This is a genomic window from Halegenticoccus tardaugens, from assembly GCF_004116405.1.
In the GTDB taxonomy this organism is placed as follows: domain Archaea; phylum Halobacteriota; class Halobacteria; order Halobacteriales; family Haloferacaceae; genus Halegenticoccus; species Halegenticoccus tardaugens.
In genome coordinates this window covers 103,158-120,403 of the sequence record NZ_SDIC01000007.1, presented here as the reverse complement: position 1 = coordinate 120,403, position 17,246 = coordinate 103,158, and the positions used below count along the sequence as shown (strand labels likewise).

The 17,246-nt window shown below is 60.1% G+C and carries 14 protein-coding genes and 1 pseudogene; 7 read left to right on the top strand and 8 right to left on the bottom strand.

Annotation, left to right across the window (positions count from 1 at the left end; translation table 11 throughout):
- The first annotated feature begins 68 nt into the window (after positions 1 to 68).
- The 3 genes and pseudogenes from C3L37_RS24505 (at position 69) to C3L37_RS17965 (ending at position 1,520) form a co-directional block, all read left to right on the top strand.
- Positions 69 to 239, top strand: a complete 171-nt coding sequence (locus tag C3L37_RS24505; RefSeq protein ID WP_164974799.1) for a hypothetical protein — start codon at positions 69 to 71, stop codon at positions 237 to 239.
- Between the two features lie 41 nt (positions 240 to 280).
- Positions 281 to 709: pseudogene (locus C3L37_RS17970) on the top strand (zinc ribbon domain-containing protein); the annotation flags it as partial.
- Between the two features lie 196 nt (positions 710 to 905).
- Entirely contained in the window at positions 906 to 1,520 is a 615-nt protein-coding gene (locus C3L37_RS17965; RefSeq protein ID WP_129115966.1) for a hypothetical protein, read from the top strand.
- Between the two features lie 458 nt (positions 1,521 to 1,978).
- On the opposite strand, the gene C3L37_RS17960 is transcribed toward C3L37_RS17965, so the two are convergent.
- The 5 genes from C3L37_RS17960 to C3L37_RS17940 form a co-directional block, all read right to left on the bottom strand.
- On the bottom strand, positions 1,979 to 2,410 hold the full coding sequence (locus tag C3L37_RS17960) for a hypothetical protein (protein WP_129115965.1): 432 nt from the start codon (positions 2,408 to 2,410) through the stop codon (positions 1,979 to 1,981).
- 165 nt (positions 2,411 to 2,575) lie between these two features.
- A complete protein-coding gene (locus C3L37_RS17955; protein ID WP_129115964.1) occupies positions 2,576 to 3,541 on the bottom strand; it encodes a hypothetical protein in 966 nt (321 codons plus the stop codon).
- Between the two features lie 351 nt (positions 3,542 to 3,892).
- Positions 3,893 to 6,742, bottom strand: coding sequence for a PAS domain S-box protein (locus tag C3L37_RS17950; RefSeq protein ID WP_164974798.1), 2,850 nt, complete (start codon positions 6,740 to 6,742; stop codon positions 3,893 to 3,895).
- Between the two features lie 1,135 nt (positions 6,743 to 7,877).
- Positions 7,878 to 10,034: an acetate--CoA ligase family protein gene (locus C3L37_RS17945; protein WP_129115962.1), complete on the bottom strand. Its 2,157-nt coding sequence runs from the start codon at positions 10,032 to 10,034 to the stop codon at positions 7,878 to 7,880.
- A 269-nt stretch (positions 10,035 to 10,303) separates the two neighbouring features.
- Positions 10,304 to 10,915 (bottom strand): TetR/AcrR family transcriptional regulator, encoded by a 612-nt coding sequence (locus C3L37_RS17940; protein WP_129115961.1) that lies wholly within the window; start codon positions 10,913 to 10,915, stop codon positions 10,304 to 10,306.
- A gap of 97 nt (positions 10,916 to 11,012) precedes the next feature.
- Between C3L37_RS17940 and C3L37_RS17935 the strand changes: the two genes are divergently transcribed.
- The 4 genes from C3L37_RS17935 (at position 11,013) to C3L37_RS17920 (ending at position 15,843) form a co-directional block, all read left to right on the top strand.
- Positions 11,013 to 11,954 carry an ABC transporter ATP-binding protein gene (locus C3L37_RS17935; protein WP_129115960.1) on the top strand — a complete coding sequence of 314 codons (942 nt, stop codon included), beginning with the start codon at positions 11,013 to 11,015 and terminating at the stop codon, positions 11,952 to 11,954.
- On the top strand, positions 11,947 to 12,735 hold the full coding sequence (locus C3L37_RS17930) for an ABC transporter permease (RefSeq protein ID WP_129115959.1): 789 nt from the start codon (positions 11,947 to 11,949) through the stop codon (positions 12,733 to 12,735). Before C3L37_RS17935 ends, C3L37_RS17930 begins: the two co-directional genes overlap by 8 nt.
- 692 nt (positions 12,736 to 13,427) lie before the next feature.
- Positions 13,428 to 14,063, top strand: a complete 636-nt coding sequence (locus tag C3L37_RS17925) for a GAP family protein (RefSeq protein ID WP_129115958.1) — start codon at positions 13,428 to 13,430, stop codon at positions 14,061 to 14,063.
- Between the two features lie 589 nt (positions 14,064 to 14,652).
- Positions 14,653 to 15,843, top strand: coding sequence for an AI-2E family transporter (locus C3L37_RS17920; RefSeq protein WP_129115957.1), 1,191 nt, complete (start codon positions 14,653 to 14,655; stop codon positions 15,841 to 15,843).
- A 51-nt stretch (positions 15,844 to 15,894) separates the two neighbouring features.
- Here the strand turns inward: C3L37_RS17920 and C3L37_RS17915 are convergent, their stop codons facing one another.
- From C3L37_RS17915 to C3L37_RS25835, 3 genes are all read right to left on the bottom strand, one after another.
- The gene (locus C3L37_RS17915; protein WP_129115956.1) at positions 15,895 to 16,299 is read right to left on the bottom strand and encodes a DUF5518 domain-containing protein; all 405 of its coding nucleotides are present in this window, start codon (positions 16,297 to 16,299) and stop codon (positions 15,895 to 15,897) included.
- 251 nt (positions 16,300 to 16,550) lie between these two features.
- Positions 16,551 to 16,877, bottom strand: a complete 327-nt coding sequence (locus tag C3L37_RS17910; protein WP_129115955.1) for a DUF6920 family protein — start codon at positions 16,875 to 16,877, stop codon at positions 16,551 to 16,553.
- On the bottom strand, positions 16,784 to 17,191 hold the full coding sequence (locus C3L37_RS25835; protein ID WP_394345805.1) for a DUF6920 family protein: 408 nt from the start codon (positions 17,189 to 17,191) through the stop codon (positions 16,784 to 16,786). Before C3L37_RS25835 ends, C3L37_RS17910 begins: the two co-directional genes overlap by 94 nt.
- Positions 17,192 to 17,246: the final 55 nt, after the last annotated feature.

The following is a 17,246-nucleotide window of genomic DNA, read 5'->3' as shown; positions in this document are numbered from 1 at the left end:
CTCTCAATAGCGAGACACCAGCGTCCACTCGCGCGTCCGCATCACCGCCTCTCCCCGTCGTACCGCCCGTGAGCCCGTCACCCTCGGCACTCACTCAACTCCTGTGTGACGGACGCATCGGAATCACGCAGGACGGCCAAACTCAACAGACCTGGCCCGTCCTCGTCTCGCCCACCATCATCGAGACCACCCGCCGAACGCACGTCACCTACCAGTCAGTCCAGGAGATGCCCGAGTGAGCGCTCACTCTTCCAGAGGTCACTCGAACGCGTACGGCAAAGAAGATCTCGACGCGAAAGAGGCGATGGAACTCCCGTCGAACAGCTGAAGCCGTGCCGGCGCGGCGTGAGGGACGTTCCTGCGGATGCTCGAATACGAGTGCGAACGCGAAGGGACGCACTTCGTCGCCGTGAATCCGCGCGGAACGACGAAAGAATGCACGTCATGCGGCGTTTCGACGGAGAAACCGTTGTGGGTGCGCGAACACTCCTGTCCGGCGTGTGGTTTCGAGGCGGATAGAGATGCGAACGCGGCGTGGAGCATTCTTTCTCGCGGTGTCAAGAAGCGGTTAGGAGCGGGACGCTCCAAATCACTGCCTGTGGAGACTGCGCTCCCTGTGGACACCTCGGTGTCTGCAAAGCGCGTCGTTGAAACAGGAAGCCCCACCCTCATGCGCGAGGGCGCCAGCCCGAGCGGTAGGGCGGGGTAGTTCACTAATAGGCGACAGAGGGAAACGTCCGGCCAGCGTACGTTGAGTAGGAGAGAAACACCGCCGAAACCAGTAGCTACCCAGTGCGGTGGCCGAAGTGTTAGCCGACATTCATCAATTACCGATCATATGTGCGGGCGGCAAAGTAAGCACTGCGTTGCTCGGTCTCGGATCTAATGACACATAGAACGTTATCATGAGTAGAGAAAATTTCAACCAGACGGTAGTGGTTCAGACGATCGATGGAGTCGATGCACTGGTTAATACGGACCCAGGAGAGATCTTCATCGACCTCCCAGCGTCGAATCCGCGCTACATTCGTGTTCAAGAGGGTGACCATATTCAAGAAGGTGATGTTCGCACAAGAACGTCTTCGGAGATGAATGGCCCACGGCTCACGAAGTGGCGCGTCGAGTCGATCTCAACTGAGACCGTCACGGGAACAAATACCAACACGGGTGAGACGAGGGAATGGGAGAGAGACTGGTTGGTCCAGCGCCTCGGTGCCGGCGAATTCAGCGCCGAACTAACGACATTCGACCGGGTGAGTGTGACTGAAATCGATGAGTGGCGCGAGAGGCATTCAGTCGAAGATATCGACGAGGTAAAACCGTACGTGATTGTCATCGCGTATGGAAATAACGGAGAGAAATTCACGAATCTGTACGCCGCAACTGAACCCGGCGATTGGGACTCGTTAGAACTAGTACAGCAGGATCAGAGCGTCCAGAACTTCAGCGGAGAGTTGCGAGAACGGTTCGATGAGGCCGTGCACAAGACTCTCAAGGTCGAACAGCGGTATCAAACATAATTCAAAACGGGAACCCACAACTTTAGCTTCTGCGGTGAGGTCGCTAAGCCCCCTTCCTCTACGGAGCGAGTGGAGCGACCGGAGTAGGGAAGGGATACAGCGCCCGCACGGGTCACGTTCACTGTCTGCGGCATCTTTACTACCTGTGCGGTAAACTGGAGAGTAAGACGCTCACCGCGCTTCCACTGGTGTTCAAACGTGGTTCGAAACGGCGAGCCGTTTCGTCATCACGAAAGGCGCGTCGCGCCTTTCGAGCGACGACAAGACGCGTGCTCGGCGGGTGTGGCCCGAGTGTCGCACCCGGGAGAAGTGGGACACTCCGAACCACCCAGCGAGGGAAACGCCTGCGGAGTCTGGAACCGCTACGCCCGTCCGTGCGACGGATGCAAGTCCTGTCGCAGAACCAGGAAGCCCCGACCGCACCGAAGGCGCGAAGCGCCGGAGGAGGGCGGGGTAGTTCACAGCGGCATTTCATCGAAGAACCGACGTTGAAGGTGCTCATACAATGCACCACACGTCGGACAGCGGACAATGATCAGGTATTCCGTCTCTATTTCGAAGAGAGGGAGACCTCTGTCATCGCACTCCCGACAGACCCAATTTCTTGTATGAGCTACCGGTGTGACTAAGCTTGCATTGACGAGCTGATACACTTCGCCATTTTCGACGAGTTTACGGAGGGTTCGGGTATCCTCATGGGACGGGTTCGCAGAGGTGTCGAACGGTACGATAGCTAGATTGCCAGTGCTTTCTGTCACCCAGATTCCGTCCTCGTTTACGTTCTCGACCTGGAGACGATTCTCGTAGACGAGATCGATCGCTGGGATCTCGTAGACGTTCCCCTGTTCGAACTCCTCGACGAGGTGGATTACCCGTCTGTTGGTGGTCATGTCTCTCTCTCCAGCGCTTCGAAGCGCAGTCCCCACCTCTGGCTTGCACAGAATGTCAGCGTCGCACTGAGCGGGGGGATGTCGGATCCAACTCACACCGCGCGAGCGGGTTCCGACGCATTCGCCGGTTCTGCCGTATCTGGTTTTCGATCGGAGGGTGCCGTATCAGTTACCGGTCTCCTCGACCTCGACGAGGTCGCCGTCACCTTCGACTTGGAAGCCGTCGCGGCCTTCGACATCAAGCTGGCCATCGGTATTCTGCTCGATGTCGTGGTCGGCGTCTTCGAATTCGACGTCACCGTCGGAGTTCTCGAAGTCGAGATCGTTGTCCGTGTTTTCGACTTCCAGGTCGTCCTCGTCGTCCTCGATGTCGTTCACGCCGTCGTCGAATTCGACCTCACCATCGGAGCTCGAGTAGTCAACGTCGTCATCCGCATTCTCGAACGAGAGACCAGCATCGTCCTCTTCGAGTTCGCCGCCATCGGTTTCGATATCAACCGTTCCGTCGGAGTCGATCTCGATTTCAACAGGACCGTCGGTGCTTTCGAAATCGAGGCTGCCGTCATCGGCCCGTTCGTAGTCGACGTCGTCGCTACTGACCGAAGAATCGTCGTCGCTCTCCTCAATCTCGTAAGCGCCACTTTCGACGTCACTACCGTCGTCGGACGTTTCGTAGTCGAGGTCGCTGGCCTTGTCCTCGACCTCGGTGTCACCGTCGGCCTGCTCGATCTCGTGATCGCCGTCGGCGCTCTCGACGTCAACACTGCTACCGTCGTCGGCGGTCTGGTAGTCCAGGCCGGTGTCGGCGTCTTCGACCTCGAGGTCACCGCCGACGCGTTCGACCTCCTGGCCGTCGGAGCTTTCGATGTCTAGATCGTCGCCGTCAGTATCGACGTCGGTGGTGCCATCGCCGTCGCCACTATCGCCGTCGCCGTTGTCGTTGCTATCGCCGTCTCCGGCATCGTCGCTGTCGCCGCCGTTGTCCGATCCGTTTCCGTTGTCATTAGACATCTGCGCGGGGCCGGCCACTTGCGCAGCGCCTGCTGCCGCGAACCCGACGATGAGAGCTACCACGAGGAAGCCCACCAGCGCGGGTCGGAGTGTTTCTCGTATACTGGTTTTTCCGGTCATATCAGTTTATCCTGCCCCGCTCGACTTTGTACCCGGTTCGAACGGAGACAGTTTAAGCTTGAACCGCTACGCATGAGTAGTGGTTACCTACCACCCTAGGAGAGCGGAAGCCTACGTCGCTAGGACGAACAAACGGTACATTCTCTCTCAAATGATGTCTGCCTAATTCTGAGATGGATGACGACCTAAGAAATCGCTAAAACACGAGTAGTTACAGAATGGCAGGCAAGAAAGCCCACGGCTTTAGTCGTGAAAGGAGGTCAACACCACATTGTCAGTTCGTCTCGGTTGCAGTTCGATCCGCTCCGTTCCGTTGGAGCGCGCTACATCGTGCGTGGGCGAGCGTACTCGTCACACGCCGTTGATGAACGTTTCAAGGAGCTTGCGCTCGGCGTGTCGGAGGTGCTGGTGGAGCGTCGGTGCCGAAATCCCGAGGGTGGCGGCGAGTTCCGTGGCCGTGTTTTTCCGCGGCCAGTCGAAGTACCCGGAGGCGTAGGCCGACTCGATCGCGGCTATCTGTTTGTCCGTGAGCCGGTCCTCGAGATCGTCGCGGAACTCGGCGACCGTCTTGACGGGGTGGTCGACCTCACGCTTCGCGAGCAGGTTCGATTCGGGGTGAATCACCCGGAACGTTTCGACGATCTCCCGGACGTTCGCGGTTTGCGGCGCTTCTGCGACGAGGCGGCCCTCGCCGTCGTCCGCGACCACCGTTCTGACGCTCGCTCCGACCTCCATCAACGTCTGGGCCACCGATTCGGCCTGGATCAGTTCCAGCAGGATCTCGCTGTCGTGTTCGCTGACGATTCGGCCGCTTTCGACGAGGTCCGTCGACTCGGCCACTTCCAACGCGTCGTCGGCGGACGCGCCTTCCAGTCTGAGATACGAGAGGAACTTTCCGTCCCCCAGCGGAGCGGTTTGCTTGAGCTGGCATCGGCAGCCGAGCCGCTGGGAGAACAGCACGGGAACGCAGCGCGGATCGGTGACCTCGAATTCGAGTTCGACGACCGAGTCCGAAAGGAGCAGATCCCTGTTCAGGACGGCGTAAATGGCGAAGCCGATGGTGTCTCCCAGCACCTCGAACCCGGTCTGCGCGGTCCTGCTGAACGCGTCTTCGCAGGTCGCATTCACGACCAGCACGCCGTAGATTCGCTCGTCGTATTTGAGCGGGATGGCGGCGACCGCCTCCACCTCTTCGGGAGGGAGGGTTCCGTCCTCGATGGTTTCGTTGAGTCCAGGGTTTGTGACCTGGTACTGACGAAGGACTTGAAACTCGCCGGTCTGGAACGCTCGGGCCACGATGCCATTTTCGATGTAGGAAAGCGGCATCGTGGCGAGCGCCTCGAGGTATCCGTCGTCGACGCCAGCGCCCGTCTGAGGAGTGATATTCTCACTGGCTACGTCAGTTGTCCCAACCCAGGCACTCTCGTAGAAATCAGACGCCACTAGGCGATCGCAAATGATCTGATTGATCTCTTCGCGTGTCGTTGCGCCGACGAGCCGGTGAATGAGTTCTTCGATGAGGCTGTTGATCTGATTCAGCGTGTCGAGCTGGTCGCGCTGTTGGCGGAGTTCGCGCTCGTTTCGCCGGAGCACCTTCTCACGTTCATCACGTTCGAGTGCCGCCCTGATAGCCGCCGCTAGGAGTTCCGCCCGATGGATGTCCAGCTCCTCAAACCTGATGTTCGCCCGGCTAAAGATAGTTAGCGTGCCGTACTCGCCGAGTGAAAGGTGAAGACTCGCTCGATACGTCCCGTTCGAACGAGACCCGTCTTCGTCGACCTCGGTGCTCACCGTCTCTCCTCGACGATACGCGTGACCGGCGAGCGTGGCTTCCAAATCGAACGCCGGACAGGAGTCGATGAGCGCCTCCGCTCCGGGCGTCATCGCGATCGGCTCGAGCGTGTTCGTCTCCGAATCGAACAGTCGAACGCAGCTGATGTCGAACCCGAGGACGCGGTCGACGGCTTCGAGCGAACGGCGAGTGATCGTCCCGGTGGTCTCGGCGGTCACGAGCTCTCGGCTCGCCTCGTTGAGGATTTCGAGCTTTCGCTCGATGATCTTGCGGTCTGTGATATCTCGGACGGCGTAGACCCATCCATTGTCTTCGAGTTCGGTCAACACCAACTCTTGAGGGAAAGTGCTTCCATCTCTGTGTTGTCCGGTGGCTTCCCCGCGCCAGCGCCCCCGACGCTTGATGATCGGTTCAATGTCCGTTTCTATGCGCTGGATCTCTGCCCCGTCGTAGAGCTGTTGCCAGGATTCGCCGACGAGTTCGGCGGGATCCGCGTATCCGTACATTTCGGCGTGCGCCCTGTTGACGTAGACGTATTTTCCATCCGCGTCGAGGATCGCCATGCCGTCGGTCGTCGCGTCCATGGCTGTGGACCGTTGTCGGATCTCCCGCTCGTGCTCTATGCGGTCCGAGATATCTCGGACGAGTGCCAACACGTGGGGACGGCCGTCGATCTCGATCCGAGAGGCCGAAATTTCCGTGGGGAGTATCCCTCCGGTAGACGTGCTACAACCAAACTCGTCTGACCACCCCGTTCCCTCATCCAAGACCTCATCGACGAGCTCGAGGAATCGAGGCGGATCATAAGAGTAGACGTCGGATGGAGCCAGGTCCAAAAACTCCTCGCGGGAGTAGCCGAGCAGGTCACACGCCTGTACGTTACACTCTTTGAACGTATCACGCGACGGATCGAAGATGACGATCGCGTCGTTCGCGTGCTCGAAGATCTTCTCGAAGTGTTCCTTGGCTTCTCGCTGCTTTCTCTCCCGCTCTTTTCGTTCGGTGATGTCCATGTAAATGGCGTAACCGCCAAGGGAGCTGTCGTCCGCCTCGAACCGAATACCTCGAAACAGAAACTCGCGGGGACCGGTGATCGTCTGCCGACGAACCTCGGCTTCGACTCGCTCGTGTTGCAATAACTTTTGGAGAAATGAGCGATATTCGGCGTATTTTTCTGTGGGGACGAGGACGTCATCAGCGGCACGGTCGACGACTTCTTCGGCGGAATACCCAAACACATCCTCGAAGGCGCCGTTCACGGCTTTGATGATCGCCGTCTCGCCGTCGAATTCATATTCGACGATCGGATCGTGCGAATTCTCGAACAGCGCCGCACGGCGATCGTACTCCTCTTCTATGCTGTGATGTTCCGAGTTCTTGGATTCGGAACGGTCACGGATCGCTACCACGAAGAACCACTGACTATCGTACCCGGAACCATAGATGGTGAGGGTAACCGGAACGGTACACCTGAGGTAGATAAGCACCACTCCGCAATCGTCTTTTTATGGGATCGCTGTTCATCCGCGCTCGCTCGCTCTCCGGTGGTTTCGATCGACATGTGACTCTCGGGGAAGAGTCGTCCGATGAGTTTACCAACCAGTTTGCGGGGGGGATACCGGAGGAGTCGTTCAGTAATCGGATTCACGAAGACGATACTCTCGAAGAGTGTACTCCGCGCGTCCAGAGAGGATTGAGACATGCTACTCCGGCTTTACGTGCTCCCGACGGAAGAAGAACCCACCTTGACCTCAAGGTGTGATAACCAGTGGCGCTGCCGCGAAGCACTCGTACACGCACACAAGACCGTTCGACCGCCTTCGTGTAGCCGACTCGAGTGAGACTCTTACAGTCAACTACCCCGCCCTGAACGCCTTCGGCGTTCTGAGGACAGGGCTTGCGTGGCGTCGGTCGGGAGTTGTGGTCCCGGACCGACTTGTGTGCCGGTGCGGTCGGTCGGCAGAGGCAATTTAATTGGACGTGACCTCGGCGACTTCGCGGCCGGCCGAGCCGGCTCGGAGCGGTCGCGTCGTCGGTCCGTCCTTCGGGGTCGGTTGACGGCGGCCCGTCTGGAGCGAGGAACCAAACCTTCCCCGCCCGCACTGGTGGTTCGGCACCCGTTGCCGGGCTTTCTGAAGCCCTCTTCGGACTACAGAAGACGACGAGCCGGCCGATACTCACTGTTTCGTCCGACCTCGCAACGCGATTCCTCCCTCCCTCCTCGCGGCTCCTTCGTCGCCGCTCGGTGAGGAAGGGGATACGCTCGCCGTCTTCGGCTTTCTGACGTGTGCGATAGCGTGATGTACTATCTCACCAATGCGGTACTGTGCGTGATAGTGGAGGAGTTGAACACTCAACTCCTCGCACGCACTGCGCAGTGGGGTCAGATGGGCATGGGACGGGCCGAATCCACGCCTCTGGAGACTGCGACCGCTGTGGATTCCGTGTGAATCTGCACGTCGCGTCGGTGACCGAGGAAGCCCCTACCTCAAGAAGCGAGGGGTGAGTAACCCCAAGCGCGGTAGGTGGAGGTAGTTCACGTCTTCATCCGTCGTAACTCCGCCGTCGGTAACTGCACGTTTCGAAACATTCACGCCTGACGAGCACGTCCACCACCGCCGCGCCGTCCTCGCGCACTATGACCGGGTTGAGGTCGACCTCCGCAACCGACGGGTTCTCGACGATGAGGTCGCCGACCCGTTCGAGGAGGTCCGCCAGCGGCTTGGGCGGGATGGGCGGGCCGTCCCGTCGTTTGGCGAGGAGTGCTTCTAACTTGGTCGCCTCGACGGCTTCGCGGGCGTCCGCGGAGGAGAGAGGCGGAACACGAACCGCCCGATCGTCGAGCAGTTCGACCAAGGTGCCGCCCGGTGCGACGGTTACCAGCGGCCCGAACACCTCGTCCGTGGAAGCCCCGACCAGCGCCTCGACGCCGCCGTCGACCTGCTCTTGGATCAGGACGCCTTCGATGGCGGCGTCTGGTTCGTACGCGCGAGCGTTCCCGACGATGCGCTCGAACGCACCCCGGGCGGCCGCCTCGCCGTTGATGCCCGTCTCGACTGCTCCAGCCTCGGTCCGGTGGGGCAGGTCGGACGAATCGACCTTCATCGCGACCGGAAAGCCGACCTCGGTGGCGATGGCCGCCGCCCCCTCGGGGTCGGTAGCCAGTCGTGTCTCGACCGGCTCGATGCCGTACTCGCCGAGTAGCGACGCCGCGTCCGACCACCCGAGCACCCCGTCAGGGAGTTCGAGCGGCTCTTCGATCCGGGTTCGCGAGCGGAGCGCCGAGCGTGGAGGCTTTTCGGCTACCCGGTCGCGAACCTCCTTGAAGCGAACGAGCGAGGCGAGCGCGTCCATGCACCGCTCGGGGTCGTAGAACAGCGGCGTCTCCTCCCGAACGCGCTCGTAGGGCAGGTCGTCGGTCGGTTCGTCGGGCTCCTTGCGGCCGGTCCAGAGGAACACCACTGGATCAGAGGCCTCCTTGGCGACCTTGAGGACGTCAGGGACGATGCGGGTGGCGCGCTCGTCGACCGCCGACAGTCCAAGCGCGACGACGTAGGCGTCGAAACTCTCGTCGGCGAACAACGCCTCGGCGACGTCCGGGAGGACGTCGGCACCGTATCCGCGGATGTCCGCGGGGTTGTGCATCTCGCCGAAGGTGAGCAGGTCGTCGTGTTCGACGAGTTCGCGCTCGGTCTCGCCCTCGATGGGCGGAAGTTTGAGGCCGCGCTCGTCGGCCATGTCGGCGAGGAGGCTCGCCAGCCCGCCGCTGGTCGAGACGATGGCCACCCGGTTGGACGCTGGCGGGTCGAACGCCTGATGGACGCTCGCGCGCCCGAGGAGGTCCGGGATGTCGGAGACGCGCTCAACGCCCGTCTGGGAGAACGCCCCCTCCCACGCGGCGTCGTCGCCGGTCAGAGACCCGGTGTGCGAGAGTGTCGCAGCCTCGGCGGTCTCGGACTGGCCGATCTTGATGGTCAACACGGGGGTTCCCTTCCGGACCGCCCGGTCGACGACCGACATGAACCGGTCGGGATCGGCTAGCCCCTCGATGTACGCGCAGATGACCTCCACACCAGGCTGGTTGGCCATGTACTCTATGTAGTCGCTCACCGAGAGATCGGCCTCGTTTCCGGTCGAGGCGAGATACGCGAAGTGGACATCCTCGTCGGCCGCGCGCTCGAAGAACGTGGTGAACGCGAGCGCACCTGACTGGCTCACCAGCCCGATGGAACCCGGCTCGGGGCGGCGCGAGCAGGTGCTCGTCAGCACGGTGCCGTCGACCGCGTTCGCCAGTCCGATGCAGTTGGGGCCACAGACCCTGATATCCTCCTCGGCTGCAACCGCCGCGAGGTCGGACTGGAGGTGCTCGCCTTCCGCGTCAGCTTCGGCAAATCCGGCGGTGATAACCAACGCGGCGGGCACGCCGCGCTCGCCCGCCTCGCGCACTACACCGACCACGTACTCTCGCGGGACGCTCACGACGACAAGGTCGACCGTCTCGGGCACGTCGTCGATCGAGTCGTAACACGTCTGTCCCCAGGCCTCCTCCCTGCCGGGATTGACCGGGTAGAACCTCCCGTCGAAGCCGTACTCGAGGAGATTATCTATCAGATTCGAAGAGTAGAACGAGTTCGGGCTCGCTCCGACGACCGCGATGGAGTCGGGCGCGAACAGCGGGTCGAGCGATGCAGAGTCTACCATGGTACGAACGCTCGTGACATCCGTATAAATCCAACCATCGGATCCATCAGATGTCGCTTTTGTCCCCGCCCCCTTGACCGGTCCGCCGGACCGCAGCTGGAGTTTCCATCGACGCGTCGGTGTCACTCGGCTGTACGTCTACGGGCCTTCGACGTCGATGTGCCCACGGCGTCGCGCTCAGCGAATCTCCAAGGCGCCAGCCTCCATCGCGAGCTCCGGACTCGACAGCACGAGTATCTTCAACGCAGTGAGTACAATTTATTGTATATTTATTCGTTCACCAGTCCCCGCGCGAGCGACGTGATGAACGCTTCCTTCACCTGTTGGTAGTACTGCTCGTCGTAAGCGTCGTACTCCTCTCTGTGCAGGACGAAGAGGCCAATTGTGCCCATCACGCCGAGGATCGTCTCCGGAGCGAGGTCGGCTATCGGCCCGTCACTCCGGTTCTGGACCTCCTCGACGAACGGGAGGAAGTCGGTAAGCGCCGCTCGCTGGGCTTGCTCGTACGACTGCTGGGGAATGCCCCGAAACAGGTCCCGGTACTCGCCCTTGACAGTCACTCGCTGGACGAGCGGGTTCTCCTCCGCGAACGCCGCATAGCACCGGAACAGCCGCTCGAGCGACTCGAGTGGGTCGTCCGTCTCCGCCAACTCCGCTTTGACCTCGTCGCGGAACGCTTCGCTCTCCCGGAGGAAAATCTCGAAGTACAGTTCGGCCTTCGAGTCGAAAAAGCGGTAGAACGTGCTCTTGGCGATGCCGACCGGCTCGGTGACGTCCGCGACGTTCGTCTTCTCAGGGCCGAGCGTCAGGAGCAGTTCGTGGCCCGTTTCGACGAGCTGTTCCCTGATTCGGTCCCGCTCTTCGTCGGTGAAACCGTGCATGACCGAACGGATGCGGAGAAAAACGATAAATAAATCGGTCATGAGTCATGACTCCATGACCGGTATGATTATTTAGTCATGGAACCGAACGTCGGGTATGGCCGCCATCGAAGTGACCGATCTGACGAAAGACTACGGGAGCGTCCTCGGCGTCAACTCACTCACGTTCGCCGTCGAGGACGGGGAGGTCTTCGGCTTCCTCGGGCCGAACGGCGCGGGGAAGACGACGACCATCCGGACACTTCTGGGCCTCCAGTCGCCGACGAGCGGGTCGGCGACGGTCCTTGGCGCCGACGTGCGCGACGAGGACGCACTCGTCGCTGCCAAACGGTCCATCGGCTACCTGCCGGCGAACCCAGCGTTTGACGAGACCGCCACCGGCCAAGAGATACTCGACCTGCACGCATCCATCAAGGGCAACGAGCGAAGCGGCGACCTCCTCGAACTGTTTGATCCGCCGCTCGAGCGGACCGTCCGACAGTACTCGACAGGCAACAAGCAGAAACTCGGCATTGTGCAGGCGTTCATGCACGACCCCGACTTGGTCGTCCTCGACGAGCCGACATCTGGCCTCGACCCGCTGATGCAGCACCGGTTCGAGGAGTTCGTCCGCGCCGAGCGCGACCGCGGCGTCACCGTGTTCTTCTCCTCGCACGTGCTCGGGGAGGTCCGCCGCGTCTGCGACCGCGTCGGCGTCCTCCGGGACGGCCGCCTCGCCGCGACCGAGCGCGTCGAGGACCTGCTCCATCGGAGCGGGAAGGCCGTCCACGCGCGCGTAGCCGACCACCTCTCCCCGGCCGACTTCGACATTGGGGGTGTCCACGACCTCGAAATCCACGAGAGCGACGGAGAGGGCGTCGTCGACGCGACGTTCACCTACACCGGCGACGTGAACGACCTGCTCGCGCAGCTCCGGCGGTATGACCTCGTCGACCTCACCGTCGAGGAGGCGCCCCTCGAGGACGTGTTCATGCGGTTCTACGGCAACGACGCCCGCGAAGCAGCCGTCGCGGTCGACGGGGGTGTCGCAGATGTTTGAACTCGCCAGGTACGAGGGCCGCCACCGAATCAAGGGCGCGTCCGTGCTCGCGGTCGGGCTGAGCGCGCTCGCCGCGCTCTACGTCGGGATGTTCCCCTCGGTGTCGTCCTCGGTCGACCTCGACGAGTACGTCGAGGCGTTCCCGGCAGTGTTCCGTGAGGCATTCGGCGTCGTCACCCTGAACACGATCGAGGGCTTCCTCGCGGCGGAACTGTACGCCTTCGGCTGGGTGCTCCTGCTCGGCCTGTACTTCGCGTACGCCGCGGCGGGGTTAGTCGCGGACGACGTCGAGCGGGGGCGGATGGACCTGCTCCTCTCGCTCCCGGTGCGTCGCTCGCGGGTGGTCCTCGAAAAGTTCCTCTCGCTTTTCGTGCCGCTCGCGGTACTCAACGTCGTCGTGCCCATCGCTGTCTACGTCGCGACGGTCCTCATCAACGACCCGATCGCCGTCGGCGACCTGCTCGCGGTCCACCTGCTGTCGGTACCGTACCTGCTCGCGACCGCCGGTGTCGGGCTGCTCGCGTCGGTGGTGTTCGACCGGTCGAGCGTCGCACAGCGCGTGGCCCTCGGCGCCGTGTTCGGTCTCTACCTCGTCGAGTCAGTCGTCGCCAGTACCGACTACGCGTGGCTTGGCACGCTCGCCCCGACGCGGTACTACGACCCTAGCGCCGTCCTCGTCGAGGGGACGTACGACCTCGGCGGCACGGCCGCTCTCGCGGTCGCCGCCGTCGCGCTCGTCGTCGCGAGCGAACTGTGGTTCGCCCGGCGGGACATCAACTGACCGCCGCCGACTGTCCGCCTCGCGGTAACTTCCGTCCGTCAGTAATTTTTTAGTCCGGTGGGTCGCGCGTGTGTATAGTTGGGAAGCGAGCCACCGTACCGAGACTCGTCAGTGTCGACGGAACGGCAAATCGAGGACCTGTTAGACCGCCTCATCCTCTCGTCCCGACTCGTCGAACGGCTCCATCGTCTCGGTGCTCAGTCGCAGACAACGGGGACGGACGCCGCGAGAGAGAATCACAGCGTTGTGATCAGGAGTACACAGGAGGGAGTGATAGACGCCACAGGGACCTTCCGTCTATATTCGGCAACGACGGTCGATTCAGGGAAGCTCTAAACCCTCGGCATTCTCTTCGATCGATTTGAGTCGTTTTTGACGTTGTGAGCAGACCCCCGGGGCTTGACCCCGGGGCACTCTGCCTTGAGTTCTGTAGAGGCGGCTGTTCTGCCACCAGAAGTACGGCGTCCATACATATTGTACAGGTGAACGTGTCAAAGTATGTAATTCAGGAAACATTAATCACTGTTGCTGGCCAACGTCTCACTCAGTATGGAGCACTCGTTCACCCATTTATCATGGAGCTGTTCGAATAGATCTAACATTCCGAATTTCTCCGATATTAATAATGTAATTACAATTCGAAAAGAATATTTTGGCCAAAACATCGAACCGAACCACAGCGAGTTCAAATTATGAGTCTCGTGGAAGTTCTCCCGCTAGCTATCGTGATGATCGCGGGGCCACAGATACTCTCCCCCATCTTCATCGCCACGAGCGAGCAGTGGAGGTCGAACTCTACAGCGTACATCTTCGGCGCGTCCCTCTCCATCAGTCTCGTCGTCGTTATAGCGTACCTGCTTGGAAACAGGCTCGGTGGCGGCGGCGGTAGCTTGCTCGGACCGAGGGGACAGGATATCCTCTACGTCGTTGTCCTTGGTCTCCTTTTCTACGCGGCGGTGGAGACCTACCGAACGCGGGATGTGTCGGAGCCGCCGGCGTGGATGGGCAAGTTGACCAGCGCAACACCGCAGTTTTCATTTCGGCTTGGCTTTCTCTTGCTGGGCTTCTTCCCGACGGACATCGTCACCTCGGTTAGTGTCGGAACGTTCCTCGCGGCGAACGGCGACCCAATCACGGACGCAACAGGATTCATCCTACTCACGCTGTTCATCTTAGCACTTCCGTCGCTAAGCCTATTCGTCTTTGGAAAGCGAGCGGAAGCCGCACTCCCAAAGGTTCGCGACTGGATGAACGACAACTCGTGGATTATCTCCGAGGCGGTGATTGTACTCTTCGTCGTCCTAACGCTTCAGAACCTCCTCGGGTAAGCTACCCACGACTACAGTCGTGGGCTTCCTCGCCCTGCAATTATGTGAACCGCCTCAAGGTCAAGTCCGAGGCACTCGGCATGCTCCGCATGCAGATATCCACAAGCCGGTGGGAACACATCATGCATCGGAGGCTATCATTTCAGACAATTTAGACAAAATATGGAACATGACCCCAAGATAGTTCACTCAAATTCGAGGTGGAAGCCCACGACTTCGGTCGTAGGTACTGACATGGAATCGAGCGGATGTCCGCGTCTTCAGGCGCGGGTCGAACGGACACGAGCTTCTCACCCGCAAGAGGTAGACTTTCTGGGGTCGTATCTAGGTTCAACTCACTCGAGAAACCTGGAGTTGGCTTGGAGTCTCCGTCACCAAAAAGCAACCTTGTCCGGCGTGAGACTCGATCTCTCTGCGAGGTCGAGTCAAATTCAAGCAGGGAATCCCGGCATTCAGGCCGAGCGGGACTGCGACCGGAAGCGTCCTAACCGCCGTAATCAGCAGGGTTAGGACCCCTCCCAGCGGATGGAGAGACTGTCCTCACGATCTGAAAGCGCGTTTAAGTCTCTCAGAAGACTCTTATCACGATATGGTGTCAGACGGCTCAAATACCGGTGCGGTACGGGTATGGCTGGCGCGAGAGCACGTTGCGTGGTGGCTCCTCGGACTCGTCTTCCTCGGGATCGTTGCTTTCATCGCCTACGAATACCTCGCGTGGATCGTCTTCGGGTTGTTCACCTACTATGTCGCCCGTCCGATCAGTCGACGCATCGAGACTCGCGTTGGCGGTGCGAGTCTCGCCGCCCTTGTAACGCTTCTCCTCATCATCGTCCCGTTCGTCATCTTCTTTGCGGCGTTCCTCCTCGTCGCACTTGGGCAACTCACCGCTGTTCTGTCCGGGCTTCCGATCCAAGCGATCATCAACCAACTTCCCGTTCAGGTGCCACAACTGCCACAGACGCCCGAAGAGATGTACCAGACGGGCATCGTCTTGATACAGGAACCGTCGGTGCAATCTGGTCTCGCAGTTGTTGGGGGTGTACTGGGTGCGGTTTCCACGACGCTGTACAACATGTTTCTCTCGGTACTGTTCGCGTTTTTCCTGCTTGTCAGTGGCCGGCAGCTCAGCGAGTGGTTCCGTGCTAATATCTTCGACGAGGGGGGTCTGGCCACGGACTACTTCCGAGGTGTCGATGCCGGATTGACGTCCGTGTACTTCGGATACACGATGACCATCTTCGCGATCATGATTCTCACAGCAATCATCTATAGCGTGTTCAATCTCTTTGCACCGGGAACTCTAGCCATCCCGTCGGTTGTTCTCCTTGGGGTTGTCACCGGCATCTTCACACTAGTGCCCTTGGTTGGGCGGTCTATTGTGTATCTTTTCATTGCCCTTATCCTCGGGGCTCAGGCCGTCACGACCGACCCGATGCTGCTGTGGTACCCCGTCGTGTTTCTGTTGGTGATGGCGGTGGTGTTCGATAATGTTGTCCGGACTTCCATTCGGCCGTACTTATCCGGCCGAATGTTCTCGACGGGCCTCGTTATGTTCGCGTACCTCCTTGGACCGGCGTTATTTGGGTGGTACGGAATTTTCCTTGGACCGTTGTTACTTGTTGTGATCGTCGTGTTCATCCAGCGCATTCTTCCAGTTCTTGCGCATCCGGAACGAGAGCACCCATCAATCTCTACCGGACCAACGCTCGATGAGTACGTTCACCATGAGAAAGGAGGAACAGATATTCCACCTGGGTCAGATCCCGAGACGAGCCCGTAAGAGTTCTGTACCGTCTCTGATTTCTTTGAGCACAAAAAAAGGGCTAATTGATCAGGCAGCCGGCCGGGCGGTCCGACGCATTGCTCGCCGTTCCTTTTCCCACGATCCAATCGCACCGCCGATCGCACCGGGAATGGCGTATACCACGAGGAGCAGCAGTCCCAGTGTGAATATTCCGACCGCTGGAACGAGGCCTGCGAACAGGACACCGGTGAAGGTCACCGCCAGGAGGATGACAAGTGCACCGACGATAGTTGCAAGGCCACCGTGAATCGCACCGTCACTCATGGGACCTCCCGCGACATAGCCCGCGACGAATCCAGCGAGGATCCCCGCCAGACCCCATCCGATGATCGGGAGTGTCATATCTGTGCCAGGGAGCGTTGCTCCACTGAGTAACCCGATAGCGAGGGCCACAATGAACCCGTATACCACTGCTTTCCAATTGATTGTCATCAGTAGTGGGTACGCTACGCATGGTATTAAACTAGTGAGTCAAAAAACATATCAAATTCAGGATAGAATGTCTCGTACCACTGCCTATTCAACTGGCCATGCGGAAGTAAGCTACCCACGACTACAGTCGTGGGCTTCCTCATCCTGCACTTATGTGAATACGTAACTTATGCGTTAATCGAGCCGAAACGACAAGGCCGGCGGCCTGTCCAATCCGTTCTCACCAGACCCAGTCAATCTCCGTCGGCCGATTATGTTGTTCGATACGTGATTTCCTCGATCGTCGCACGCCAGTACGGAAGATCACCGTCGGGTGAATTCCACTCGACCGCTGCCTCGGTCGGGATCAGGATACCGTGCCGCTCCTCGTATCCGCAGAAGTATCCGGTCCAAGATACGTGGGTGTTGTCCTCCTGTCGGTAGCGTTCGGTAGTGACGCGCGTAATCCTGTGTTCATCGTCGAAACGGAAGACGACCGACTCCGTCACGCCCGCGTGTTCGAGTGTTGCTCTTGCCGAACGGCCGTCAATTTCCTCCCATTCGACTCCGTGGAGGGAAGGAGTGCCGTCGGAAACCACACGGCTTCAGCGAGATATCGAACGAGTTCACCTTCGTTCATCTTCCGGTTCGGCCCTACACTCGCAACGGGGACGATGCCAAGTAGCCGCGCGTGCAAGATTCCCTCTCCCCGCTTGTAGAGGTCAATCACGCGCGCTGGGACGAGCGGGAGGATGTCGATCGTCGCGTCCCAAACAAATCCCGGTGGTCGAGCTGTGAAGTGCTGAGTTGCGGTAAGAGGCCGCCACGGGGCGTCGACTCCGCCGAGACGGAATTCACCGTGTTGGTGAAGCTGAGCGTTCTGTACGACGGGTTGTCCGTCAGAGAGGACCACCTCGAAGTACGCTCTGACAGGGGCAGGAAAGTCTGCGACCTCTTCTCGAGTGTAC